Genomic DNA, 24,507 nt, shown 5'->3' with positions numbered 1-24,507 from the left:
GGGGAACCATGAGCATCGGCCCGGGTTGTGTGGAACGAACAACCCGGAGATCGATCATGCCCCTGAAAGCCGTTGCCCTTAACGCCACCCTGAAATCCGGCGGCGGCGAGCCTCCTCCACCGATCGTATGCTTGCCCTCATCGGCGAAGCCATGCGCAAACAGGATGTCGATACGGAGACGATCCGCCTTGCCGACCATAACATCTTGCCCGGCGTCACCTCCGACGAGGGACCTGGCGATGCCTGGCCCGATATCCGCAGGACGATCCTCGATGCTGATATCCTCGTCTTCGGCACACCGATCTGGCTGGGGCAGCCCTCGAGCATTGCCAAGCGCGCGTTGGAGCGCATGGATGCCTTCATTGAAGAAACGGACGATCAGGCCCGTATGATCTCGTATGGCCGCGTAGCGGCCGTCGCGGTCGTCGGCAATGAGGACGGCGCCCATCACGTCTCGGCCGAACTCTATCAGGCACTGAACGATGTCGGCTTCACCATACCTGCCAATGCCGTCGCCTATTGGGTGGGCGAAGCCATGGCCAGCACCAATTTTGTCGATCTCCAAGAGATACCCGAAGTGGTCACGACGGCGGTCGACATGCTCACCCGCAACACGGTTCATCTGGCGCACCTGCTTAAGCAGAACCATTATCCGGGCGAGAGGCAATAACTGCCCGGCGACGTGGTTTACGGTTGAAACGAAGACATGAAAAAAGCCCGCTTCTGCGGGCTTCTTCTTTCCATATTGGTCAGATTTTTAATGAGAGTTCTTGTGACTCTGCTGACCGGCCTTCACATGCTGTTCATGCGTGCCGCCGCGGGTCCCCGAACCGGACTGATTATCGCGCGACGACGAAGCCTGCTGCGAGCCGGTATTCTTGTGGCTCTGCTGGCCTGCCTTGACGTGCTGTTCGTGTGAACCGCCTTGGTTTGCCATGATAAATTCTCCTTTGGATTGTTTTGCGAGAGCGGCTGGCTGCCGCCTCGATAAGGAAACCGCGGCAGCGCGACATCGTTCCGCATTTAATATTTCGTGAACTCCACAGGATCATTTCGGCATCTGCACAGTTCTACGAAAACAAAAACGGAGAACTGCGATGAAGGCCCTTACCTGGCACGGCAAACACGACATCCGCTGCGAAAGCGTCCCAGACCCCAAAATTCAGGACGGCCGCGACGCGATCATCAAGGTCACCGCCTGCGCGATCTGCGGCTCCGATCTTCACCTCTTTGACGGCGTTATGCCTGAAATGCGCAGCGGCGATGTCATGGGGCACGAAACCATGGGCGAGGTTGTCGAGGTCGGCAAGGACAATACCAAACTCAAGGTCGGCGATCGTGTCGTAGTGCCTTTCACCATCTCCTGCGGCGAATGTTTCTTCTGCAAACGCGGCTTCTTCTCGGGATGCGAGCGTAGCAATCCCGACTCGTCCAAGGTGCGAAAGCTGTGGGGAAACTCGCCGGCCGGCCTGTTCGGCTATTCGCATCTGCTCGGCGGCTACAGCGGCGGACAGGCAGAATATTTGCGCGTGCCCTATGCCGACATCGGCCCGATCAAGGTTCCGGATAGGCTGACGGACGAACAGGTCCTCTTTCTCTCCGATATTTTCCCCACAGGCTATATGGCAGCCGATTTCTGCAATATTCAACCGGGCGATACGATCGCCATCTGGGGTTGCGGCCCGGTCGGCCAGATGGCGATCAAGTCTGCCTTCATGCTCGGCGCCGAACGCGTCATCGCTGTCGATACCGTGCCGGAGCGGCTGGCGTTGGCCGAAGCTTCAGGCGCCGTCGTCCTCGATTTCATGGATGAGGATATTTACGACAAGATTATGGATCTGACGGACGGCCGCGGAGCCGATGCGTGTATCGATGCTGTCGGAACCGAGGCCGAGGCTGCCGCTAGTTGGGATTCAAGGCTCGACCGCATCAAGGTCGCCACCTTTATGGGCACGGACCGACCGCATGTCCTTCGCCAGGCTATCCATTGCTGCCGGAACTTCGGCACCGTTTCCATCGTCGGCGTCTATGGCGGCTTTCTCGACAAGATTCCGATGGGCTCGGCGATCAACCGCGGCCTAACCTTCAAGATGGCCCAGACGCCGGTGCAACGCTACCTGCCGCTGCTGTTGGAGCGCATTGAGAAGGGCGAAATCGATCCGTCCTTTATCATTACTCATCGGGCATCCCTGGAGGATGGCCCCGACCTCTACAAGACTTTCCGCGACAAACAGGATGGCTGCATCAAGGTTGTCCTGAAGCCATAAGGAGAAGCGACATGGCTGATACTGCTTCGACCAAGGGCCTCGCCGTCGTTACGGGGGCGTCCACCGGCATCGGTTATGAACTTGCCAAATGCGCGGCACAGGATGGCTATGACCTCGTCATCGCCGCGGATGAAGCGCGCATTGTCCAGGCGGCCGCAAATCTCAAGGAATTCGGCGTGGCCGTCGAGGCTGTCGATACCGATCTTTCCACTATTCAGGGCGTCGATAAGCTAATGGAACGGGTCGAAGCCGATGGCCGGTCAGTTGACTTGCTGATGGCGAATGCAGGTCGCGGCCTCGGGAAGGGATTTCTCGATCAGGATTTTGCGGAGGCGAGGAAGGTTGTCGACACCAATATTATCGGCACGATCTATCTGGTCCAGCAGATCGGCAATCATATGCGGGCGCGGGGGCAAGGACGCATCCTTCTTACCGGTTCGATCGCCGGTTTCATGCCGGGCTCATACCAGGCCATCTACAACGCTACGAAAGCCTTCATCAACAGCTTCTCCTTTGCTCTGCGCGAAGAGCTGAAGGAAAGCGGCGTCACGGTGAGTTGCCTGATGCCCGGTGCAACCGAAACAGAATTCTTCAAGCGGGCGGATCTGCTGGATACGTCGATCGGCCAATCGAAAAAAGATGACCCTGCCGACGTAGCCCGCATCGGCTACGACGCTATGTTGGATGGGCAAGGCGATGTCGTCAGCGGCTGGAAGAACAAGCTGCAAGCCGCGGTCGCCAACGTCACCCCCGCCAGCATGCTTGCCCACCAGCATGCGAAAATGGCGAAGCCGGCTTCTGGTGAAAAGTGAGGCCCGCCCAGACCACACAAAGCAAGGGAGATCAATGAAATGAACGCGACCAATACGGATACGGAAACGAGAAGCCTGAAGCTCGCCAAGGAATATCTGCGCCTCGGCGGACACCGCCGCTCCAAGATCGACGATAACATCACCACTGTGCGCCAGTGGGAAAAAGATCCGCCGGAGGCCGAACGCTTTTGGAAGGAACAAGTCGAGCCGCTTTCTGCCGCTGACCGCAAACAGGTCGAGGATTTCCTGCCCACCATCAATTCGCCCTGAATCTGGAAGCTGCAGGTCCGATGCCCGACAACTGGATCCATCTCTGCGTCGATATGCAAAGAATGTTCGCGGAACAGACAGCATGGCATGTGCCATGGATGGCGACGGTGTCGCCCCAGATCATCGAACTCGCAGGACGATACCCCGAGCGAACGATTTTCACACGCTTTATTCCCCCGCCGACTGCTGATGCCATGCCGGGCATGTGGAGGAACTATTACGAAAAGTGGCCGATGATGACCGGCGAGCAGTTGCTGCCGGAACTCACGGATATCGTTGCTGATCTCAAGGCTTTCGCCCCACCTGCCCGCTTCTTCAACAAGCGAACTTATTCTCCCTGGGTCGACGGACGGCTGTATGAAACACTCACTCGAGACAAGGTCGAGACCGTCGTCATTACCGGCGGCGAAACGGATATCTGCGTGCTCGCTGCAGCACTCGGCGCAATCGATCTCGGTTATCGAGTCATCCTGTTGAAAGACGCCGTCTGCAGCAGCGCAGACGAAACGCATGACGCCACGCTCGAATTGCTGGGCGGCCGCTTTTCGGTGCAGGTGGAGATTACCGAAACGGACGCATTCCTCTCCAGTCTCTGATTCGCCGTTCCCCTTACTCCTTGGGAATGATGCTGATGTTGCCGCTCACCTCGAGAATTGCAAACCGGATATCTTCGACACTCTCAATGCCTTGCGCCGTTCTTGCAGCTTCCATCACATCCTCTCGCTGAAGTCTCGAACCCTTCAGGGCAGCCTCGTCATAAACGCCGTTGGTAACGAGAACGGTCGGAACGCCGTCAATCAATCTGGCGGTCCGGCGCGACCAGCGCTTCAGGTAGGAAAGCGCAATGTCGGTCGTAAACAGCGTCAGGATCAGGAGCACGGAATTGGTGATCGAGAAATCGTCAGCCAGCATCGCTTGCTGTGTCGTCTCCGAAATCACCAGCACGATGACCAAGTCGAAGGGTGTCATCTGGGCGAGCGTGCGCCGTCCCGACAGGCGAATGATTACCAGAAGGGTGAAATAAATGGCAACGCCACGAACGACTGCGTCCATCGGCTTACGGCAAGATGAGGACCGAACGTTCGATAACGTTCTGGTCGATGCCAATGCGGAAGGAATGCAGCCCCGGCGTCTGCGTATGCAGCCTCAGGATCACCTGGCTCGGGGCGGCAGGATCGGCTGGAAAGACATAGCCGATATGGCCATTCTCGTAGTTAGCCGCCTTCTGCGGCGGGTCGATGCCTTCGATGGAGAAGATCGTGAGGAAATCGGGATCGAGGACGAGCCTGCGGTCTGAAGAGGATGGCAGGAAAAAGACGCGCAGCTCGTCGGGCGAATTCCACCGAGTAACGATCGGAAGCTCAAGGCTGCCGCTGGTAAACTTCAATTCCTGTCGGGCGAGAGGCCCGCCGCGCCCGAGCGCCCCGAAAAGCGCGGCACCGAGAATGGCGGCGAAACCAATCCATGCCCAACGCTGCGCACACCAGAAGCGCTGCTGGAAGCGAGTATGATCTTCGATGCCTTCCGGAAGGCTGCTGCTCATTTTCGGCATATCAGTACCTGAACGAGCAGCCTTTCCGACCGCTGTTGAATTGCCTCATGCTATCTCCGGCTCAGTCGCCATTGGGAGTTAGCGCGGCCGGTGCAGGCGACAAGATGTTGCGAACACGAGGAAAGGGTCTCTCATGACGGCGCTCAGAGGGGTGTTCAGGTCCAGCAGCCTGCGCGTGATGGCCCCTCAGGCCTTCCACCAATCGCGGCTCTCGTCCGCAATCTCGATCCCAGCGGTGTCGGCGCCGGCCAGCCAATCGGCAACCGTCCTGCCGCGGACCATGAGTTCGGCCGCGATATCCGCAAGCGGCATCAGCACGAAGCCCCGCTCCGTCATGCGCGGATGCGGCAGTTCCAACCGCGGCGCATCCTGATCGACGCCCTCATAAGTCAATACATCGATGTCGAGTGTGCGCGGCCCCCAGCGCTCGATGCGCTCGCGCTTCATCTCCCGCTCAATCGACAGGCAGAGATCGAGAAGCGCTTCCGGTGCAAGCCGTGTTTCCACTGCCGCGCAGGAATTGAAGAAATAAGACTGGTCGGTTTTGCCCCAGGGCGGCGTGCGGTAAAGCCGCGAGACCGCGGCCACACGACAATCCTGATGGGCGTCCAGCACCGCAAGCGCTGACGCCATGGACTTGACCGGATCGCCGATATTGCCCCCGAGGCCGAGCGTTGCGAGACGATGCGGATTATCGCGCACGATGCTCAACGGTCACCTGCACGAAATCGAGCACGCCGGGGATCGGCGCATTCGGTTTGCGCACTGTGATCTTGGCCCTGATGATCTGCGGGAATTTATTGGAGAGCCCCTTGGCGATATCGAGTGCCAGCGCCTCGATCAGGTAACGCCGCTGACCGACGACGATCCCCTCGATGATGGTGAAGGCAGTGCCGTAATGGACGGTCTCGTCGATGGAGTCGTTTTCGAGTGCGCCGCCCGCTTCCACCTCAAGTTCGGCATCCACGAAGAAACGCTGGCCGAGGAATTCCTCCTCGGCATGCACGCCATGACGCGCGAAGAAGGCACAGTTCTGCATCAGGATCGTATAGGTGCTCATGATGGCCTCCCCCTAAAGCATGCCGAGCAAAAATGCGCAGCGGTTTTGCGACAACGACATGTGTCAAACAACGGCTTAACGCATGGCATGCGGATCTGAAAGACCGTGGCGCGCGCTAAAAGCGTCGTTTCAAGCGGCCAGCATAGCATCGGCGACGGCAAGCGCATCCCTGTTGATTGCGACATTGTGTACCCGGAAAACAGCCGCCCCCTGCAGTCTGAGCAGCGCGCTCGTCGCCGCCGTCGCCGCATCGCGCTCCGCCGGTTCCCGGCCGGTGACGGCGCCGAGGAAGCGTTTGCGCGAGGTGCCGGCGAGAAGCGGCAGGCCGAAGCGATGCAGCTCTTCGAAACGCGCCATCAGCTCAAGATTTTCCTTCGGTGTCTCCTTGGCAAAACCGAAGCCGGGATCGAGCACGATTTGGTCGCGCTGGACGCCGGCAGAGGAAGCGATTTCCAGCGAACGCTCGAGAAAGAAGACCTGGTCATCGATGATATCGGCAAGTTTCTGCCGTTCGCGGCCTGTATGCATGATGCAGAGCCCTGCCCCGGTCTCAGCCGACAGCGCAGCGATACCAGGCTCCTTCTGCAGGCCGAAGACGTCGTTGACGATGTGGGCGCCGGCGCTGATGGCAAATCGCGCCGTTTCCTCGCGGTACGTATCGATGGAAATCAAAGCTTGGCTGCGTCCGCTGAGCGCCTCGATGACGGGCAGAACGCGCGCCTGTTCCTCCGCCGAACTGATCGAGGCTGCATCCGGCCGCGTCGATTCACCGCCGATATCGAGGATTTCAGCGCCCTCCGCGACTGCCTGCAACGCATGCTCGACGGCCCTGTCGACGGTATCGTAGCGCCCGCCATCGGAGAAGGAGTCCGGCGTCACGTTGACGATCGCCATGATCACCGAGCGCTTGTTGAGCTCGATCTCGCGGCCATGGGCCACACGCCAGAAACTGCTATCGAGCTGTTTCACCAGTCCAATCCCGTCGCTAGCCAAAAAAGCGGCTATCCGATATTGCTCTTGCGGTGGCTATGCCCCAAGCTCCGCCAAACTTCAACACAGGTTCAGTTCAGAATGCCGCTTGCGTTGCGTTATATGCGCCTTCCCATCGCCTTTTCCATGATTGCCTTTTTCCTCTGCGGCCCCGCGGCAGCCGAAGTCGTTGCAACGAAAAGCTATTCCTATTTCGCTATCAAGGGAAAGACGGCCGACGAGCTGGACGATGAGCTGAGCCGCCGCGGCCCGACGGCGAACGGCTCTTCCGCCCGCCATCCCGGCGCCACCAAGATCCGCTTCGGCGGCGAGGCGACTTATATTCAGGAAAATGGCCGCTGCCGAGTGGGCAACGTCAAGGTTACCGTCCACACACAGATCATCATGCCGCGCTGGGGCAACCGCAAGGGCGCGAGCCGCGAGCTGTCGATGATCTGGGATGCGCTGTCGAGCGATATCAGGCGCCACGAGGAGCGCCATGCGGAGATCGCCCGCACCCAGGCGCACGCCATGGAGCGTGAACTCAAGGCGCTGCCTTCGCAGAGCAATTGCGAGGCCATGCAGGAGCTCGTTTCCGATGCTTCGGCTCGCGGGATAGAGGAGCACGACAAGTTGCAGGCCCGATTCGACCGCGTCGAGGCGGTCAATTTTCAGAATCGCATGTTGAGACTGCTCACCAACAGACTCAAGGGCAAGGGCGGCGAAAGATAGGCTCTTTTTGCCTTCGAAGCGAGCAGAGATCGTTAGCTGCCCAATGAAACTTGTGCGAAGCTTGTGGAAGTCCCAGCCTTTTACCGGTCATTTTTCATTCTGGTGGACTCAACCGGAACGCGGTAATATGACTATATTCGAAAGTGCAGTAAGGCAGATGGCTTTCGTGACTGTGTTCTCCTGGCGCGTTCCAAAGCCGCGGGTGTTCCTCCCTCATCCGTAGGTAATGCGCCCGCCTCGCCTCGCCCGCCTCTGGCGTGCGAGGCTCTCTTTTTGGAAAGAGCTGCGATTTTGGGAGTTAGGGATCTTCCTGGTTGGACTGCAGAATTCTGTTGGCTCAAACGGAGTCGGATGGTCGCCGGCTGGCGCGCGTCCTAGCCACAGATCTACGGACAGGCCGGCCGGTCGATCAGGCGGCCCGTTTCAGCCAGCCCCGGTGATTTGCTTGCAGCTCTAAGCCTGCCGTTCCGGCACGTGCACGGTGAGGCCGTCATAGGCAGCCTTCATCCTGATCTGACAGGAAAGGCGCGAGGTCGGGCGCACGTCGAAGGCGAAGTCCAGCATATCCTCTTCCATCGCTTCCGGTGGACCGACGACCTCGGTCCACTGCTCGTCGACATAGACGTGACAGGTCGCACAGGCGCAGGCGCCGCCGCATTCTGCCTCGATGCCGGGCACGGAATTGCGGACCGCATTCTCCATCACGGTGGAGCCTTGATCGACCTCAAGATCGAAGCGCGTTCCGTCAAAGGCGACGATGGTAAGTTTGGGCATCGGGATTATTTCCGGTCTTTCGTAATAGGTGGGCGGATTTTCTTCCGACAATTCGGCGCATCAGTCAACATTGCCGACCCCCGCGAACCTCGCAGATCGTTCGGAGTTCCGCCGTTCTCAATGCGTCATCGAACAGGTCGCAAAAAGACCCGCCGTTCCCTAATGAAACAGCGGGCCTAGGTTCTTCCCGATCTGTCCTGCCTTATCCGCGGCAGAGTTTCAGAATGAAATTCTCGGCGTCGACGACGGCTGCGCCCAATGCCGCCATGGCGGCGACGTCACCATTGTTCTCCTCCACGGCTTCCGCCGACTGCGAAACCCGGAAGGCGCCGACGGAGCTTGCGGCTCCCTTCAGACGGTGTGCCGCAGCACCCACCTTGCCAGACTCGCCGCTTGCGATGTCTTGCAGGCAGGCGCGCGCCTGGCGTGCAAACATCTGGAGAACTTCGATTTCCACCGTCTTGTCGCCCATGGTTTGGCGCGCGAGATGGACAAGGTCGATCGGCCGGATCTTGGAAGGCGAAGGTCCCGCAGAGTTGTCAGGTGCTTCGAACGCGATACTCACTGCTGCCATTTTGCCAATTCTCCCGTCGTAGATCTCCGCGCTTGCTATCGTTGTGCGGTTGGAGAATGGCGATCCCGTTAAATTCGGGCGCATTCGAGATAAAAATCTGGCCATATGGTTAATGTCCCTTAAACATCGCTAAAATATCGGCTTTTAGGGCGCTTCCGAAATTTAAAGGTGTTAACAACAGGTTAAGAGAAGCGGAAACGCAAGGGTTCATTAATTGTATGGGAAGCCCAGATGTGTCACTACGATACTGTTGAGGCGGGCTCATGCCGCGCGCCTTTGCCGACAGAGTGGATAATGGTAGTGTTTTGATACCTTTCGTTTGAAAAATCGGCTATCTACTCTGAAATGACATGCTTATCCGTCCGTCTTGGATGGAAGGCTGGAATGGCGAAGGTTCTTTCCGGGCGCAGGCGGTGGCCCGGATGCGCTGCCGGACCGGCCGGGAATTACGAGGCATATCGGAATGGCGAATAACAAGTACAATGAATCGATCGAGGATAAGGCGTTCAAGGCATTGGACGAGGCGCTTCAGATCGATTTCGGCCAGGAGAACGTGCCGTCTCGCCGCGGCAACGCGCCCCATGCCCCGGAGGCTAATGTGACTGACCCATCCAATGCCCGTAATCAGTCCCAGGAAGAAGCACAACGCCGCCGCGGCCGCGCGGCCCGCACAGGCGACCAACAGGCTCCGCGGGCACCGGCCTTCTCTCCCGCCAACGATGCCAGCCGTAATTCGCCCGCTTCGCTTCTGAAGTCGCTGGAAAACGGCTCCAGCCGCCCTGCCCTGCGCACGGCCGCTCTCGTCTCCATCCTGTGGGTGGTCATCGGTCTTGGGCTGATGTTCATGCTCTATGCGCCGCAGATCGCCCAGATCCGCTCACTCACCGATCTTGCCGCGCTGCCGGGCGTAATCGCCGGAATCGTCGGCATCATCGTGCCCGTGATGATGTTCTATGCCTTCGCCATCATGATCGCGCGCGCCCAGGACATGCGCAACGCCGCCCGCTCCATGGCCGAAGTTGCCCTGCGACTTTCCGAGCCGGAAACCATCGCCTCCGAACGCATCCTGACGGTCGGCCAGGCCGTGCGCCGCGAAGTCTCGGCGATGAACGAAGGCATCGAGCGCACCATCGCGCGCGCTTCCGAACTCGAAACGCTCGTGCATTCCGAAGTGAATGCGCTGGAGCGTTCCTATGCGGACAATGAACTGCGCGTGCGCGGCCTCGTTCACGAGCTCGGCTCCGAGCGTGAAGCGATCGTCAACCATGCCGACCGCATCCGTTCCTCGATTGCCGGCGTCCACGACCAGCTCAAGGAGGAACTGTCGCTTGCCACCGAAGAGATCGCCATCCGCCTTGCGACCTCGGGCGAAGCCTTCGCCTCGCTGATCGATACGCGCGCTGCGGCGATCATGGAAAAGTCGGACAGCGCCATACAGTCGCTCGGCACGCTGCTGGCCGCCAAGACCGATACGCTGCTCCATACGCTGACCGCGTCCGGCCTTGCGATCGGCAATGAATTCGACAACCGCTTGGATGCGCTGACCAATACGATCAACGAACATGGCGAACGCCTGCTCACCCAGTTCGAGACACGCGCCTCGACGATGGATGCGAGCACCGAGCGCTTGAATGCCGCCCTTCAGGAGCGCACCCAGCAGCTCAACGAAATCCTGGTTTCCCGCACCCGCGAGATCAATCAGAGCCTGACATCAGGCGAACGCACGATCGGCGGCACCCTCGACGACGTGCTCTCCAGGTTGAACGCCGCACTCGACGAAAAGGGCGCAAGCTTTCGCCAGAGCCTGCAGTCGACGGCCGACGACGCCGTCATGGATCTCGACGTGCGGTCCGGCTTCTTCGAGGAACGCCTGCAGACGACTGTCGCCCAGCTTTCGACGGCCTTCGACGAACGTGTCGCCCAATTCACCGATGCCTTCGATAAGCGCTCCGGCTCGCTCGACACTAAGCTCATCGAAAGCCTCGCCCGCATCAATGAGACGCTGTCTGGCAACGCAGAGTCGATTGAAAACCTACTCAGCGCCAATATTGATCGCCTGGGCACGGCGGTGACCGACCAGTCGCTGGCGCTGGCAACCGCCTTTGCGACCGGCCAGGAAGTGCTGGAAGGCACGCTTTCCGGCCGCGTGGATGAAATCACCTCCACATTGACGGCCCGCGCCGGCGAGCTTGGCTCGGCGCTGAGCAACGCCACGTCGGAAATCTCGCTGGCGCTTGCAGCCGGCACTTCCGAACTGCAGAACAACCTCGCTGCCCGGACAGCCGAGTTCCGCGATACGCTGCAGACGACCACGAGCGAACTCGCCACCGCCGTCAATAGCGGCACCGAAAAGGTAACGGGGGCATTCGGCGGTCGCGCCGAAGAGCTGAGCGGCGTTCTCGCCGCCCGCGCCGCCGAAATCGCCGATGCGCTAAAGACTGCGCATGCCGACCTTGACGGCGTGATGGCCGAACGTGGCGGAGCGCTGATCGGCGCACTTGCCGACCACCACACCCGCTTCGAGAAAGCGCTCACCAGCCGTTCCGAAGCGATCATAAATACTGTCTCGGGTACGCATGACCGTCTCGCCGAAACGCTTGATGAAAAGGCGATGGCGCTGGCGATCTCGCTGAACGAAACGCAGTCGCGCATCGAAGACACGCTCTCGACCCATTCGGAATCGCTCATCAATGCGGTTTCCGGCACCAATGACCGCCTCGCTGAAACGCTGCAGCAAAATCAGGCTCGTATCGAGGATACGTTTGCGGCCCGGTCGGAGTCCTTCCTTAACGCGGTCTCCAGTACGCATGACCGTCTTTCCGATACGCTCGATGAAAAGGCAATGGCGTTGGCGATCTCGCTGAACGAAGGCCAGGCCCGCATCGACGACACGCTGGCGACCCGCTCGGAGGCGATCATCAATGCCGTCTCCGGTACGCATGACCGCCTAGCCGAGACGCTTGATGAAAAGGCGATGGCGCTTGCCATCTCGCTGAACGAAGGCCAGGCCCGCATCGACGACACGCTGGCGACCCGTTCGGAGGCGCTGCTAAGCGCCGTTTCCAGCACGCACGACCGTCTCGCCGATACGCTCGATGAAAGGGCGATGGCGCTCGGCATCTCGCTGAACGAAACGCAGTCGCGCATCGAAGACACGCTCTCGACCCATTCGGAAGCGTTGATCAATGCCGTCTCGAGCACGCATGACCGCCTCGCCGAAACGCTCGACGAAAAGGCCATGGCACTCGGCATTTCGCTGAACGAGACGCAGTCGCGTATCGAAGAAACGCTGTCGACCCATTCGGAAGCGTTGCTTGGCGCCGTGTCGGGCACGCATGACCGCCTCTCCGAAACGCTCGACGAAAAGGCGATGGCGCTTGCCATCTCGCTGAACGAAAGTCAGAGCCGGCTGGAAGACACGCTAACGGCGGGTACCGATGCTTTCGTCAAAGCGGCCACCGGCACGCATGACCGGATCGCCGCATCGCTCGGCGAAAGCCAGCTCCGCATCGATGAAGCACTCACCAGCCGCGCCGAATCCATCGTCAACGCCGTCGCGAACAGCGCCGACCGCCTGTCCGATACGCTCGATGAAAAGACCATGGCGCTCGCCATTTCGCTCGACGACGGCCAGAGCCGCTTCGAATCCGCGCTTGAAAACCGCAGCAATGCCATCATGGACACCGTTGCAAACGCCGAAGAGCGTGTTGCCGGGGCCTTTGCCGACCGCACGGAAGCGATCCGCGCCGCCTATACGGACAATCAGGCACGTCTGGAAACCGCGCTCGCGGAGCACACCTCCAACTTGTCCGAAGCCCTCGATGCCGGCAGCGTCCGCATGGAAGGCATCATCGGCAGCATGACGGGCCGCATCGAGGATGGTCTTACCGACGCTCAGCAGCGTATGGCCGCCCTCGCCAACGATGCCGCCAACAACGTCGAAGGCGGTCTCGCCGCCGCGCATGACCGTATCCGCACTACGCTTGACGACCGCACCAATGCCATCACGCTGACGCTGACCGAGGCCCATAATCTCATCAACGACACGCTCTCCGAACAGGCGACTTCGATCGGCACGTCGGTTGCGACGAGCATCAGCATGCTCGAAATGTCTCTGGAAGATCGCGAGGCTGCGATCCGCAATGCGATCGATAAGAGCGCACAGACGCTTGAGGATCGCATGCGCGAAGGTGCCGGCCAGATCGCCGGCCGCTTTCAGGAGGCCGCCAATACGATCTCACGTTCGGCCGCCGATTTCTCGGGCCGTCTCGACCACTCCGTCGACAACCTCACGGGCCGCTTCACTGAGACCGGCGCCCGCGTCGAAGCGAGCCTTGCCGCCATCGAGGCGCGTATTGCCGATGGCGTCGGCGGCGTGGTCGACAAGGTCGATGCCGCAGGCAGCCATCTCTCCGGCGTTCTGGATGACGGAATCTCCCGTCTGGGTTCGATCGGTGACGACGCAGCCGAGCGCATCGCCGCAACGCTCGGCACCAGCGCCGCAAACCTGACCGAGGCGCTCGACAGCCGTACCGCCAGCCTGACGGAGGCTTTCGACGGCCGCGCCGCCAGCCTGACGGATGCGCTGCATGCCGGCAGCGCCAACCTCACCAAGGCCCTCGACAACAGCAGCGCAAACCTCACGCATGCTCTCGACAGCCATAGCGCCAATCTCACCCAGGCTCTGGATAGCCGCAGGGCACATCTTGCCGAAACGCTCGACAGCAGCAGTGCGACCATGGCCCAGTCGATCGACGGCCGGACCTCGGCCCTGAGCGACATGATGGATCGCGGCACCGCGCGCATCGAAGAGCGCCTCTCCACCATGGACCGCGCCCTGACCGTCGGTCTCGATGCCGTCAACCGCACGATTGAGGGCAAGGCAGCTGGTCTCGCCGCAAGCCTGCGCAACGCCGTTGCCGAAGCCGCCGAAGGCATGGATGGCGAAGCCGCCAAGTCCTCGGAGCTGCTCAGCCGCACCGGCCAGCAGTTCGCCGAAGCCATGGACGAACGTTCGTCGCAGATCGTCAACCGTGTCGCCGAGGCGCAGAACCGCCTCGCCGGCCAGGCTGCCGCCGTCGCCCAGACCTTCTCCGAGGCCGGTAACGTCATCGTCAGCAAGGTTGCGGAAGCGGAAAACATCGTCAACAGCCAGGTCAGCGCCATCAATCATGCGCTCGCCGATGCCGGCCAGACGCTGGAAGCGCACGGCAATTCGATCCGCTCGACGCTGACCGACGCCGGCAGCCAGATCACATCCAGCATGGCCGAGGTCGACCGCGCGCTGGAGGCCCGCAGCAGCATCATCCGCTCCAGCCTGGAGCAGCGTGCCCGCGAAATCGACACCACCCTCAGCGATATCGACAAGGCACTGGAAGCGCGCGGCAATTCGATCCGCACAACGCTCGAAGAGCGTACCCGCGACTTGAATTCCACGCTTGCCGGCCGTTCCACCGAGCTGACCCGCATCCTGGATGAGACGGCACGGCCGCTCATCGACCGCTATATGGATGCCGGCCAGGAAGCCGCAGCCCGTATCACCGCGGCGGCGAACCTCAGCGCCGAGCGCCTGCGTGCCGAAAATGACGCACTCACCCAGGCTGTCGCCGCCCGTGCCGAAAACGTCGCCAATGCCGTCGCTACCATCGAGAACAGCCTGACGAACAATGTCAACGGCCTCGTCCAGCGCCTGTCGGAAAGCAGCGCCGTAATGGCTGACATGATGACGCGCGCCGCCGATCAGTTGAGCGGCGTCGACAGCCGCCTCGGCGACACGACCACACGCTTCACGGACTCTGCCGCCAAGGCTGCCGAAATGGTTTCGGCTTCGACCCGCCTTCTCGAAGGCAAGGTCGATCGCCTGTCGGATATTTCCGGGCAGACACTCGCCCAGGTCGGCGGCATCATCGGCCGCTTCGACGACCATTCGAAGGTTCTTGGCCAGGCTTCGCAGCTTCTCGCCGCCGCCCAGTCCGGCCTCGTTTCTACACTGGAAGAGCGTGAGACCGCCCTGCAGACGCTGGCAGCCGGCCTCGTGCAGCGTTCGGGCGAAATCGAAAAGACCATGCGCGGCCTTGGCGGAGTGATCGAAGCGGTCTTCGAGCGCGCCGAGCAGCGCTCCAACCAGGTCACTGGTACATTGCGCCAGAGCGTGCAGGCTTCGTTTGCCGATATCGGCCGTGTGCTTTCGGACACCGAGAAGCGCGCAGAGGAAGCCGCATCCAATATGCGCGAAGCGATCAACCGCGCCGGCGAGGAAGCCAATGCGACGATAGACAGCAGCTTTGCCAATGTCGAACGTCGCTCCGGCGATCTCACCAACCGCCTGCGTGGCGGCCTGACGGCCTCGCTGTCGGAAGTCGAGCGCATGCTCGGCGAGGCCGGCCGAGCCTCCGACAATGCGGCGCAAAACCTGCGCGAGTCGCTCCGCGACGCGATCGAGGAAGCAGTCGGCCGCTTCTCGGGCGCGACGGAAGATATCCGCCGCTCCGCTGCCGATATCCGCAACGAACTCGATGCCACCCGCGCGGAGCTGAAGCGCGGCGCCTTCGATCTGCCGGAAGAAGCCAAGGAAAGCGCGTCCGCCATGCGCCGCGCCGTCTCCGAGCAGATCAAGGCCCTGCAGGATATTTCGCAGATCGTCGGCCGCTCCAGCCAGCGTCTGGAACTCTCCGAGCCGGTCGCCCGCACGCTCGCCCAAGCCGAACCTGCACCGCGTGTCACTCAGTCGGTAATCCCGACGGCGCCTGCCCCGCAGCCGGCCCCGACGGCACGCCAGTCGATCGAATCCATGGGCCTGCGCGGCACCATTGCACCGACGCCGGCGCCCGCTCCAGCCCCCGCCCCCGCTCAGCAGCGCCCGGTCGCTCAGGCTCCCCAGCCGTCGCCTGCCCCTGCTTCAGTCAGGCAGGAAGCTCCGCGCACGGAAGCGAGCAGCGGCGGCTGGATCAGCGATCTGCTGCGCGGCGCATCGCGTGAAGAGGCCGAGGAAGCACCGCGTGCGGCCCCGGCCCGCCCGGCAGCGGAGGCCGCCGCTCCGGCCCCTGCTCCTGCCCAGCGCGCCAATGACAGCCGCAACCCGCGCCATGTCGTTGAATCGCTGAACTCGCTCTCGGTCGATATCGCCCGCGCCATCGATCACGACGCCTCAGTCGACCTGTGGCGCCGCTACCAGCGTGGCGAACGAGACGTCTTTACGCGTCGGCTCTACACGCTGAAGGGCCAGCAGACTTTCGACGAGATCAAGCGCAAGTACGACCGCGAGCCGGAATTCCGCACCGCCGTCGACCGCTATATCGGCGATTTCGAAAAGCTGCTCGCCGATGTCGCGCGCACCGATCCGAACCGCACCGTCACGCAGTCTTATCTCACATCGGATACCGGCAAGGTCTACACGATGCTGGCCCATGCCGCGGGCCGGCTGAGCTGAATTCCGGCCTGGAGGGGTGGAACCCAACACGGTGAGACAAAAGGGGTCATCTGTGGATGGCCCTTTTTTATTGCCCCGGCTCCTTCATTCCGTCACAAACATTCCGGATCCGCATTCGCTAAGCCGGATTGCCGGAAGATACGTCAGACCGCGATCCGCCAGACCATTTGCCAAGCCGGTTGCCAAAGCCAATCGCTTGCCACGACAGAGACAGCAGACATTGATGACCAAGACGACTCTCCGGCTCAGGGCCGCCGCCTTCTCGTCCGTATTTCTTCTGGGCGCGTTCTTTCGGGCCGAAGCCGGCCAGGCAAGCTTCCTCGTGGACGTGCAGTCCGGACAGGTCTTGGAAGCGTCCAACCAGGACGATTTGAACTACCCGGCATCGCTCACCAAGATGATGACGCTCTATCTCACCTTCCAGGCACTCCATGAGAAACGCCTGAGCTGGGATCAGAAGATTACCATGTCGGAAAATGCCGAGAGCAAGGAGCCCTTCAAGCTCGCCATCGGCGCCGGCCGCAAGGTCACGGTCAAGGAAGCCGTGGAAAGCATCGTCGTTCTCTCGGCCAATGATTCCGCTGTGGCGCTTGCCGAACAGCTCGGCGGCTCCGAGCAGGCCTTCGGCACGCTCATGACGGACAAGGCCCGCCAGCTCGGTATGGCGAACACCGTCTTCAAGAATCCGTCGGGGCTGCCGGATCCGGGGCAGGTCACCACGGCGCGCGATATGGCGACCCTCGGTGTATCGCTGATGCGCGACTTTCCCGAGGAGTTCAAGCTCTTCTCCATGCGCGGCTTCCAGTTCCGCGGCATGAAACTGCGCGGCCACAACAACCTCATGTACCGCTACAACGGCGTCGACGGCATCAAGACGGGCTTTACCGACGCTTCCGGCTACAACGTCGTCACCTCAGCCGCCAAAGATGGCCGCCGCGTCGTCGGCGTCGTCATGGGTGAAAAGACCGCTAGCCTGCGCGACGAGAAGATGGCCGGCCTGCTCGACAGCTACCTGCCCTCGGCCTCAAGCGCGACGGCGTCGGCAACGGGCGGCAGCGCGACGATGACGGATGCCCAGCCGACGAAGTAGGGCTGTGAGCCTAAGCTGTCTGACGTTCTAATTGTTCGCTGACAGGCGAACCATGTCAGTGGATCACTCCATCAGCCGTTTCGGGAAAGAAATCGCTGCTGTTCTTCCTGGAGTTCGTTCATCGGAATACAGCCGCGCAACCACCCGTAGCTCATGGCTGAGCCGGAAAACGTAGCCGTCTTCGATTTCAAGCTACTTTTTCGAACCGTCCATTGAAGAAGAGAGCCTGGAAAGATACCGCGTTTCTGGCAGCCAAATCGCACGCATTCGAATTGGATTGATTTGTCTACTAGAGTGCAGCTGAAACCGAGAGCGTGGAGTTTCGCGCCCATCGCGGCCTCGTTTCCCTTTAACTCGGTAGCAAGCCTTTCGACAAACGCCTCATACTCGTCCATGGCAAGAGGCAGTGGAGCGGATGCATTGTTGGTAGAATCCTGAGCTTGCACACCTCTCCAGCCCAGAGGGGAGGCCAAGAATACGAACGCCAGAATGCACACTATTCGAAGCTGCGATCGACGAGTCAACGCCCCACCTCCGGCTCCCGGCTATTTTAGATCGATTTCAGCGTCCAGCCGACGATTTGGTCGGTCACTGCCGCAAAGGCGTGGTCCAGCCCCTTCACGAAGCCCGCATTGTCGCCGCCGGCCGAAGACGTGGCGCGGAAGACCTGCTGGGCGCGCACCGTGCCGTTACGGTCGTTGAGGATCTTGACGGAGATTTCCACCACGGCCCTGTTGCCGGAGGAGGCGTCGATCTCGAAGGATCTGATGTCGCTGACCACCTGGTAGTCGATTGCCAGTCCCTGCCCCGGCTTTCCGACGCCACCGAGCTTGCCGGAATTTTCGAAGGCTTCGACGAGCTTCGACTGCACCATCCGCGGCAGCGTATCGCTCCACTGGGAACGTGACAGATACTGGATTTCCGAGGGCGAAACGCGGATGACGATCTGATCGCTGTTCAGCGCCTTCAGGGCCGTCGGATCAGCGATCAGAATCTGCTTGTTCTTGGCCGACGGGCCGGTGCCATCGACCGTGGCTGCCGAGAGATCGTAGGTGTCGTTCTTTGCCGTTGTTCCGCAGCCTGCCAGGAGTGCGGCCGTCAGCGGCAAAATAACCGCCGTTCCGCGGATCCAGGAACGGCGCGACATCACATGCGATAGACCCATATTACGCTACCCCTGACCTCTGTTTTTCTTTCCGCAATTCCGGACGTAAACCGCTACACACTTTTCCTGGAATTGCGCTAGCGCCGCGTGCGCCCATCATATTGCTTGACCGTCGGCCCGCCGAAGATGATCCGCTGCGGGTTCTGGTCGAAATTGGAAATGGCATTGTTCAGATTATTGGCCGTGCCGCGCAGCTCGTTGACGAGCGTCTGGACGTCTTTCAGGCCGCTGCCCGAGAAGCGCTGCAGATTGTCAGCGATCGGTCCGATACGCGAATTGAGGTTATCGGCAACCTTTTTGAAGGATTCGAGCGTCGCACGCGCTTCGGTAAAGAGCGAGTTCGTATTGTCGGAGCCGAGTAGCGCATCGACCTTGATGAGAATGCCGTCGACGCGGGTCGACGCAGAGTTCAGCTTGTTGGCCATCTGTTGAACGTCCTGGATCGTCTGGTCGATGTCCTTCTTTCGGCCTTTGACCGTATCGGTGACATCGCGGATCGAGGCGACCGCAGAGCGCGCATCCTTCGTTGCCTGGGCGATATCGTCGACCGAACCTTTGACCTTATTGGCGTCGATAGCCGCGACCAGCGTATCGACGCGATCAAGCGTCTGCTGGGCCTGCTTGCCGAATTCGTTGTAGGTCGTGACGGTCTGGTCGACCTTGGCGACGAGGCTCTTGAGATCGCCCGAGGCATCGGCCACATCGCGGCTGACCTTCTCGGCGTTGGACAGGATCGTATTGATCTTCTGCGCATCGACCGCCTTCACGAGATCCTCGACGGCGGCAAGCGTCGAGTCGACGCGGCCCGAGACGTTGCGCACCGTGTTGGAGAGGTCGCCGACGCTCTGCAGGAAATTGTCGATATTGCCGGAATTCTTGGCGAGCGCATCCGAGAAGGTTTCGGCATTCTGCAGGGTTTTGGTCAGCGGCCCGCGGGCGTCGCGCACGAAGCCCTGCACGTCGCCGACGGCATCGTTAGCGCGGTCGAGGATCTTGTCGGCTGTTGCGAGCAGGTTGGTCACGCTCGACTGGTCGGCGACGATGACGGCGCGTTTGCCGCTTTCCAGCGCCTGCTGTAAAATGTTCTTGTCTTCCTTGCGGCCGCCCGAAAGCTCGATATAGGCCGCACCCGTCAGGCCCTGAATTTCAAGGGCCGCCTTGGTGGACGGATAGATAGGCGCATCCGAGCGCACCTCGGTGAAAGCCAGCGAATATTGCGGATCGTCCGCATCGATGGAAAGCGTCTGCACCGAGCCCACCTGAATGCCGTTGAAGCGAACGGGGGAACCGACGCTGAGGCCGTTGGCGGATCCCGGGATGCGCACGATCAGCTCGGCCATCGGGCCACTCCGACCATATTCAGCCATCCAGTAGACGAAGCCGAATGCGGCCGCGATCACCAGAACGGTGAAAAAGCCGACGATCGTATAATTGGCTCTGGTTTCCATCGTCTCCGGTCACTTCCCGCTGTCATGCTGCGCCCTTACAGGCGCGTCTTCCTGCGGCACGATCGAACGCGCGCGCTTGCCCTTGAAATAGGCCTGAACCCACGGATCGTCGTAGGCCAGCATGTCGTCGATCGTGCCCTCCACCATTACCCGCTTCTTTCCGAGCACGGCAATACGGTCGCAGACGGAAAACAGGCTGTCGAGGTCGTGGGTGACCATATAGACGGTTAATCCCAGGCTATCGCGCAGATTGGCGATCAGTTCGTCGAACTCCGCAGCACCAATGGGATCGAGGCCGGATGTCGGCTCGTCTAGGAAGACGAGTTCCGGGTCGAGCGCCAGCGCGCGGGCGAGCGCTGCGCGCTTGATCATGCCGCCAGAGAGCTCGGACGGATATTTGTCGGCTGCGTCGGCTGCGAGCCCCACCATGCGGATTTTCAGATGCGCGAGCTCATCCATCAGCGTGACGGGCAGATCGAGATATTCGCGCATTGGTACCTGGATATTCTCCTTCACCGTCAGTGAGGAGAAGAGCGCGCCCTGCTGAAAGAGGACACCGAGACGCATGTCGAGCGCATTGCGCTCCGGCTCGTTCAGTTCGTCGAAATTCTGGCCGAGGATTTTAATAGTGCCGGATCGGCGTGGCAGCAGGCGAAGCACCGTGCGCATCAGCACCGATTTGCCGGTGCCCGAAGCACCGACGAAGCCGAGGATCTCGCCGCGGTAAATATCGAGATTGAGCTTGTCGAGCACCACCTTGGAGCCGAAGCCGACGGTGACGTCGCGTGCCGACAACACGACGTCGCGATTGTCGTTCTTCGTCGTCTCGATCGGTTGCTGATCCACGTCGCCCGCCATGTCAGAAATCGATCGCTGCATAGAACATCGCAAAAAGCCCGTCCATCAGGATGACGACGAAAATCGCTTTCACGACCGAAGCCGTCACATGCTGGCCAAGCGATTCGGCGCTGCCGCCGACCTTCAGGCCTTCGACCGCCGCGACAATGCCGATGACGAGTGCCATGAACGGCGCCTTGATCATGCCTGCAAGCACGGTGGAGAGCGTCACTGCCTCATGCAGGCGCGACAGAAAAGTGGCAAAAGTAATTCCGGAATAGGCATAGGCGACTGCAGCAGCACCCGCGAGCGAAGCGAAGTTTGCAATCACGGTCAGGAGCGGCAAAGCAACCGTCAGCGCCACCAGCCGCGGGAAGATCAGCACGCCGATCGGGTTGAGGCCCATCACCTTCAGCGCGTCGACCTCTTCTCGCATCTTCATCGAGCCGATCTCGGCGGTGATCGCACTGCCCGAGCGGCCGGCGATCATGATGGCGGTCAGAAGCACGCCGATTTCACGCAGCTGCAGAATGCCGACGAGGTCGACGACGAAGATTTCTGCGCCGAAATAACGAAGCTGAAAGGCGCCCTGCTGCGCGATGATCGCGCCGATCAGAAAGGACATCAGCAGGATGATCGGAACGGCCCGCACACCCATATGGTCGATCTGGTTGACGATCGAGGCCGGAGAAACGCCGCTGCCGCGGCCGAACTTCATCTGCGCGCCGCGCACCGCCGATCCCAGGATATACATGGAGGCGGCGACATTGTCCCAGACATCGAAGGTCATCCGACCGATCGGCGCAAAAATGCGCTCGACGACCGAGAGCTTCTCCTTCTGCTCTGGCTCCTGCTTTTCGGGCTCCTTGGAGAAGGTGGCGATCAGCTCGTCGATGTGCTGGTTCGTACCTTCAAAACGAACCGCTCGTCCTGCTTCTTCCTGCTGTTTCTTTAGCCGGCAAAGCAACCAGACGCCGGCCGTGTCGATATCGGTAACATCAGAAAGGTCAAGCGTCAGGTCGCCGCTATTGCTGCGCGCGAGCTTCTCAAAATCCTGCAGGACGAGATGGATGTTGGCGCTGCGCCAATTGCCTTCAAGATGCACATGCTGGCCCGAGCCCTCGGCTCGGTCGTCGACATGCAGCGAGGCGGCGTTGCGTTTCTCGGACTTCAAAATACTTGTGTCTTTCAATGCTTGCAGCGACAGTCGAGACTCGCGAACGTGATATTCGCCGCCCGGCGCGTTAATATACAGAAGCAACGCGCAATTTCCATGCTCGCAGGAGAGCAAATATGCCGCGCAATCTTGATATCCAGATGAATTCATTCCCGATTGCGGGAACTTTCACCATCTCGCGCGGGGCAAAGACCTCGGCGGAGGTGATCACCTGCACGCTGACGGAATCAGGTGCCAAAGGATGGGGAGAATGTGTGCCCTACCGCCGCTATGGCGAGACGACCGAAAGCGTGATGGCGCATATCGAAGCGGCCCGCCCGCTGATCGAGGATGGCATCTCCCGCGCCGCGTTGTTGCATGCAATGCCGCCGGGAGCGGCCCGCAATGCCGTCGATTGCGCGCTGTGGGATCTCGAAGCCAAACTATCAGGCCGGAGCGTTGCCGACCGGCTCGATCTGCGCAAGCTGAAGCCGCTGACGACAGCCTACACGATCTCGCTCGGCGAACCCGATGTCATGGCGGCACAGGCGCGTGAACATGCGCAGCGCCCGCTTTTGAAGGTCAAGGTCGGCACCGACGACGACGAAAGCCGCATTCGGGCAGTGCGTGCTGCCGCTCCTAATTCCACCATCATTCTCGATGCCAACGAAGGTTGGCCGGAAGACAGGCTGGAGCATCACCTTCGCATCGCTGCCGAAGCCAATGTCGCGCTGGTGGAGCAGCCGCTGCCGGCCGGACGCGACGACATGCTGGCCGAGATCGCCCGCCACATCCTCGTCTGCGCCGATGAAAGCGTCCATCACACCGGCGATCTTGCAAGCCTTGCCGATCGCTACGACGCGATCAACATCAAGCTCGACAAGACCGGCGGTCTGACCGAAGCGCTGGAGATGAAGGAGGAGGCCCAGCGGCTCGGCTTCTCCATCATGATCGGTTGCATGGTCGGCACATCGCTTGCGATGGCACCAGCGGTGCTCCTGGCGCAGGATGCCGATTTCGTCGACCTCGACGGCCCCTTGCTGCTTGCGCGCGACCGCGAACCTGGCCTGAATTATGCTGGTTCCCTCGTATTCCCGCCCGAAGGAAGCCTCTGGGGCTGAAGGTAATAGGCGATGATGACAAGGGCGAGCCCGAAGGCTGCGACACAGGCCATGACATAGTAGCTGTCGAGGCCGAGCGCGGAATAAATATAGCCGGAGGCGATCGTCATCAGGCCTGAAGCCATGCCGATATAGAAGAAATAGGCGCCCTGAGCCGAGGCCTCCTGGGTTTCCTGCACCGTCGCGACGATGCGCCGCTGCACGCCGGTATGCACGAAGGCATAAGTAAAGCCGTGCAGGCATTGCAGCGCAAAAAAACCGATGAAGCTTGTCTCCGTCGGGAAGAACACCCAGCGGCAGATGCTGACGGCGCAGCCGAAACGGATCAGCGTCCAGGCATTGAAGCGGCGGTTGAGGCGCCGCGACAGGAAGAAGACCGTCACCTCGGAGGCGACACCGGCGCTCCAGAGAATTCCGACCTCGGTGCCCGAAAAACCGAGCTGGTGCCAATAGATCGAGGAGAAGGCGTTGAGCAGCGCATGGCTTGCCTGCTGGATCGACACACCGAGCAGCAAAAGCAGCAGGTGCGGCTCGCGCAGCCCGCTGCCCGTCGTTGCCGGAAGGTTGATTGGCTGGCCGCGCCGCCGTGTCGGCCCGATACGCGGACAGAAGACCGCCATAGTAATGGTCAGCAGGAAGCCGAAGATCATCACGGGCAGCACCATGCCGCCGCCCCAGCGGCCAACCAATTCTCCGCCGATGAGCGTGGAAATGATGAAGGCGATCGAGCCCCAGACGCGCATCGAGCCGTAATCGAGGCCCCAGCGGCGTACCCCCGAAATCACGATCGATTCGACGACAGGCACATAAGGGGCAAAGGTCGCACCCTGCAGCGCAAAGACGATCAGCACCTGCCAGAAATTCGTCGTCCAGTAGAGCGCGATAGCCGTCAGCAGCGACAGGGCGCCCGACCACAGGAGGACATGCGCCCGCTCCTGCATGCGGTCGGCAAAGACTGCCACGATCGGTGCCACGAGAACGCGCACCACCATCGGCACGGCGAGGATCGTGCCGATCTGATGATCATTGAACTGGTGAGTCGCGAGCCAGACGGGGAAGAAGGGCAGGACGATACCGTTAACCAGTAGCGGCGCGCTGTAGCAAAGCGCGCTAAGCTGCCGGAAGCGCGGTGGCGCTCCCTCACCCGTTAAGGGATTTTGTGCGGGAATCATGATGGACCTGAAGGAAACTATTCGTTGCCTAACACATCCAATCCGACACGACTATTGCGAGAAATAGCCTCACTGAAAC

At 60.8% G+C, this 24,507-nt stretch carries 20 protein-coding genes and 2 pseudogenes; 9 read left to right on the top strand and 13 right to left on the bottom strand.

Translation table 11 applies throughout. The features are described from left to right. Window positions 1-56: 56 nt before the first annotated feature. Window positions 57-670, top strand: a pseudogene (locus FHT78_RS17980) (flavodoxin family protein). Window positions 671-757: 87 nt separating this feature from the next. On the opposite strand, the gene FHT78_RS17975 reads toward FHT78_RS17980, so the two are convergent. Next, window positions 758-937 (bottom strand): hypothetical protein, encoded by a 180-nt coding sequence (locus FHT78_RS17975; protein WP_183746799.1) that lies wholly within the window; start codon window positions 935-937, stop codon window positions 758-760. 160 nt (window positions 938-1,097) lie between these two features. On the opposite strand from FHT78_RS17975, the gene FHT78_RS17970 reads away from it, so the two are divergent. The 4 genes and pseudogenes from FHT78_RS17970 (at window position 1,098) to FHT78_RS17955 (ending at window position 3,945) form a co-directional block, all read left to right on the top strand. Beyond that, complete coding sequence (locus FHT78_RS17970) at window positions 1,098-2,267, top strand: zinc-dependent alcohol dehydrogenase (RefSeq protein ID WP_183746796.1); 1,170 nt, start codon at window positions 1,098-1,100, stop codon at window positions 2,265-2,267. Between the two features lie 11 nt (window positions 2,268-2,278). Then, window positions 2,279-3,079 carry an SDR family NAD(P)-dependent oxidoreductase gene (locus tag FHT78_RS17965; protein ID WP_183746793.1) on the top strand — a complete coding sequence of 267 codons (801 nt, stop codon included), beginning with the start codon at window positions 2,279-2,281 and terminating at the stop codon, window positions 3,077-3,079. Between the two features lie 54 nt (window positions 3,080-3,133). Further along, a pseudogene (locus FHT78_RS17960) lies at window positions 3,134-3,349 on the top strand (hypothetical protein); the annotation flags it as partial. A gap of 20 nt (window positions 3,350-3,369) precedes the next feature. Next, entirely contained in the window at window positions 3,370-3,945 is a 576-nt protein-coding gene (locus FHT78_RS17955; RefSeq protein ID WP_183746787.1) for an isochorismatase family cysteine hydrolase, read from the top strand. Window positions 3,946-3,958: 13 nt separating this feature from the next. Here FHT78_RS17955 and FHT78_RS17950 read toward each other — a convergent pair whose 3' ends face one another. The 5 genes from FHT78_RS17950 to folP all read right to left on the bottom strand — a co-directional run bounded on the left by FHT78_RS17950 (window position 3,959) and on the right by folP (window position 6,930). Then, complete coding sequence (locus tag FHT78_RS17950) at window positions 3,959-4,402, bottom strand: YetF domain-containing protein (RefSeq protein WP_183746784.1); 444 nt, start codon at window positions 4,400-4,402, stop codon at window positions 3,959-3,961. Between the two features lie 4 nt (window positions 4,403-4,406). Next, complete coding sequence (locus tag FHT78_RS17945; protein WP_183746781.1) at window positions 4,407-4,892, bottom strand: hypothetical protein; 486 nt, start codon at window positions 4,890-4,892, stop codon at window positions 4,407-4,409. Between the two features lie 195 nt (window positions 4,893-5,087). Further along, a complete protein-coding gene (gene folK, locus FHT78_RS17940; RefSeq protein ID WP_183746777.1) occupies window positions 5,088-5,612 on the bottom strand; it encodes a 2-amino-4-hydroxy-6-hydroxymethyldihydropteridine diphosphokinase in 525 nt (174 codons plus the stop codon). Then, window positions 5,593-5,961, bottom strand: a complete 369-nt coding sequence (folB, locus tag FHT78_RS17935; protein WP_183746774.1) for a dihydroneopterin aldolase — start codon at window positions 5,959-5,961, stop codon at window positions 5,593-5,595. Before folB ends, folK begins: the two co-directional genes overlap by 20 nt. A 129-nt stretch (window positions 5,962-6,090) precedes the next feature. Further along, window positions 6,091-6,930, bottom strand: coding sequence for a dihydropteroate synthase (gene folP, locus FHT78_RS17930; RefSeq protein WP_183746771.1), 840 nt, complete (start codon window positions 6,928-6,930; stop codon window positions 6,091-6,093). 102 nt (window positions 6,931-7,032) lie between these two features. Here folP and FHT78_RS17925 point away from each other — a divergent pair, with 102 nt between their 5' ends. Then, complete coding sequence (locus FHT78_RS17925; protein ID WP_183746768.1) at window positions 7,033-7,662, top strand: DUF922 domain-containing protein; 630 nt, start codon at window positions 7,033-7,035, stop codon at window positions 7,660-7,662. 453 nt (window positions 7,663-8,115) lie between these two features. On the opposite strand, the gene FHT78_RS17920 is transcribed toward FHT78_RS17925, so the two are convergent. After that, window positions 8,116-8,436 (bottom strand): 2Fe-2S iron-sulfur cluster-binding protein, encoded by a 321-nt coding sequence (locus tag FHT78_RS17920; protein ID WP_183746765.1) that lies wholly within the window; start codon window positions 8,434-8,436, stop codon window positions 8,116-8,118. A 202-nt stretch (window positions 8,437-8,638) separates the two neighbouring features. Beyond that, on the bottom strand, window positions 8,639-9,010 hold the full coding sequence (locus tag FHT78_RS17915; protein WP_183746762.1) for an Hpt domain-containing protein: 372 nt from the start codon (window positions 9,008-9,010) through the stop codon (window positions 8,639-8,641). Between the two features lie 463 nt (window positions 9,011-9,473). On the opposite strand from FHT78_RS17915, the gene FHT78_RS17910 reads away from it, so the two are divergent. Further along, complete coding sequence (locus FHT78_RS17910; RefSeq protein WP_183746759.1) at window positions 9,474-16,439, top strand: hypothetical protein; 6,966 nt, start codon at window positions 9,474-9,476, stop codon at window positions 16,437-16,439. Window positions 16,440-16,662: 223 nt separating this feature from the next. Beyond that, on the top strand, window positions 16,663-17,529 hold the full coding sequence (locus FHT78_RS17905) for a D-alanyl-D-alanine carboxypeptidase family protein (RefSeq protein WP_183746756.1): 867 nt from the start codon (window positions 16,663-16,665) through the stop codon (window positions 17,527-17,529). 550 nt (window positions 17,530-18,079) lie between these two features. On the opposite strand, the gene FHT78_RS17900 is transcribed toward FHT78_RS17905, so the two are convergent. From FHT78_RS17900 to FHT78_RS17885, 4 genes are all read right to left on the bottom strand, one after another. Next, window positions 18,080-18,694 (bottom strand): ABC-type transport auxiliary lipoprotein family protein, encoded by a 615-nt coding sequence (locus FHT78_RS17900; protein WP_183746753.1) that lies wholly within the window; start codon window positions 18,692-18,694, stop codon window positions 18,080-18,082. A 77-nt stretch (window positions 18,695-18,771) separates the two neighbouring features. After that, on the bottom strand, window positions 18,772-20,142 hold the full coding sequence (locus tag FHT78_RS17895; protein WP_183746750.1) for an MlaD family protein: 1,371 nt from the start codon (window positions 20,140-20,142) through the stop codon (window positions 18,772-18,774). Between the two features lie 9 nt (window positions 20,143-20,151). Further along, complete coding sequence (locus FHT78_RS17890; protein ID WP_183746747.1) at window positions 20,152-21,000, bottom strand: ABC transporter ATP-binding protein; 849 nt, start codon at window positions 20,998-21,000, stop codon at window positions 20,152-20,154. A 1-nt stretch (window position 21,001) separates the two neighbouring features. Next, window positions 21,002-22,171 (bottom strand): MlaE family lipid ABC transporter permease subunit, encoded by a 1,170-nt coding sequence (locus FHT78_RS17885; RefSeq protein ID WP_183747589.1) that lies wholly within the window; start codon window positions 22,169-22,171, stop codon window positions 21,002-21,004. A gap of 101 nt (window positions 22,172-22,272) precedes the next feature. Here FHT78_RS17885 and dgcA point away from each other — a divergent pair, with 101 nt between their 5' ends. Further along, window positions 22,273-23,256, top strand: a complete 984-nt coding sequence (gene dgcA / locus FHT78_RS17880) for an N-acetyl-D-Glu racemase DgcA (RefSeq protein WP_183746744.1) — start codon at window positions 22,273-22,275, stop codon at window positions 23,254-23,256. Here the strand turns inward: dgcA and FHT78_RS17875 are convergent. Beyond that, entirely contained in the window at window positions 23,208-24,428 is a 1,221-nt protein-coding gene (locus FHT78_RS17875) for an MFS transporter (RefSeq protein ID WP_183746741.1), read from the bottom strand. The two genes, dgcA and FHT78_RS17875, sit on opposite strands and share 49 nt — an antisense overlap. Between the last annotated feature and the right edge of the window lie 79 nt (window positions 24,429-24,507).

This window comes from Rhizobium sp. BK196, from assembly GCF_014193255.1.
Classification (GTDB): domain Bacteria; phylum Pseudomonadota; class Alphaproteobacteria; order Rhizobiales; family Rhizobiaceae; genus Rhizobium.
This window is presented reverse-complemented; position numbering and strand designations above follow the sequence as displayed.

Coding starts and splice junctions, on each gene's coding strand:
- FHT78_RS17975 (WP_183746799.1), bottom strand. CDS start 937: ATGGCAAACCAAGGCGGTTCACACGAACAGCACGTCAAGGCAGGCCAG.
- FHT78_RS17970 (WP_183746796.1), top strand. CDS start 1,098: ATGAAGGCCCTTACCTGGCACGGCAAACACGACATCCGCTGCGAAAGC.
- FHT78_RS17965 (WP_183746793.1), top strand. CDS start 2,279: ATGGCTGATACTGCTTCGACCAAGGGCCTCGCCGTCGTTACGGGGGCG.
- FHT78_RS17955 (WP_183746787.1), top strand. CDS start 3,370: ATGCCCGACAACTGGATCCATCTCTGCGTCGATATGCAAAGAATGTTC.
- FHT78_RS17950 (WP_183746784.1), bottom strand. CDS start 4,402: ATGGACGCAGTCGTTCGTGGCGTTGCCATTTATTTCACCCTTCTGGTA.
- FHT78_RS17945 (WP_183746781.1), bottom strand. CDS start 4,892: ATGAGCAGCAGCCTTCCGGAAGGCATCGAAGATCATACTCGCTTCCAG.
- folB (WP_183746774.1), bottom strand. CDS start 5,961: ATGAGCACCTATACGATCCTGATGCAGAACTGTGCCTTCTTCGCGCGT.
- FHT78_RS17925 (WP_183746768.1), top strand. CDS start 7,033: ATGCCGCTTGCGTTGCGTTATATGCGCCTTCCCATCGCCTTTTCCATG.
- FHT78_RS17920 (WP_183746765.1), bottom strand. CDS start 8,436: ATGCCCAAACTTACCATCGTCGCCTTTGACGGAACGCGCTTCGATCTT.
- FHT78_RS17915 (WP_183746762.1), bottom strand. CDS start 9,010: ATGGCAGCAGTGAGTATCGCGTTCGAAGCACCTGACAACTCTGCGGGA.
- FHT78_RS17910 (WP_183746759.1), top strand. CDS start 9,474: ATGGCGAATAACAAGTACAATGAATCGATCGAGGATAAGGCGTTCAAG.
- FHT78_RS17905 (WP_183746756.1), top strand. CDS start 16,663: ATGACCAAGACGACTCTCCGGCTCAGGGCCGCCGCCTTCTCGTCCGTA.
- FHT78_RS17900 (WP_183746753.1), bottom strand. CDS start 18,694: ATGGGTCTATCGCATGTGATGTCGCGCCGTTCCTGGATCCGCGGAACG.
- FHT78_RS17895 (WP_183746750.1), bottom strand. CDS start 20,142: ATGGAAACCAGAGCCAATTATACGATCGTCGGCTTTTTCACCGTTCTG.
- FHT78_RS17890 (WP_183746747.1), bottom strand. CDS start 21,000: ATGGCGGGCGACGTGGATCAGCAACCGATCGAGACGACGAAGAACGAC.
- dgcA (WP_183746744.1), top strand. CDS start 22,273: ATGCCGCGCAATCTTGATATCCAGATGAATTCATTCCCGATTGCGGGA.
- FHT78_RS17875 (WP_183746741.1), bottom strand. CDS start 24,428: ATGATTCCCGCACAAAATCCCTTAACGGGTGAGGGAGCGCCACCGCGC.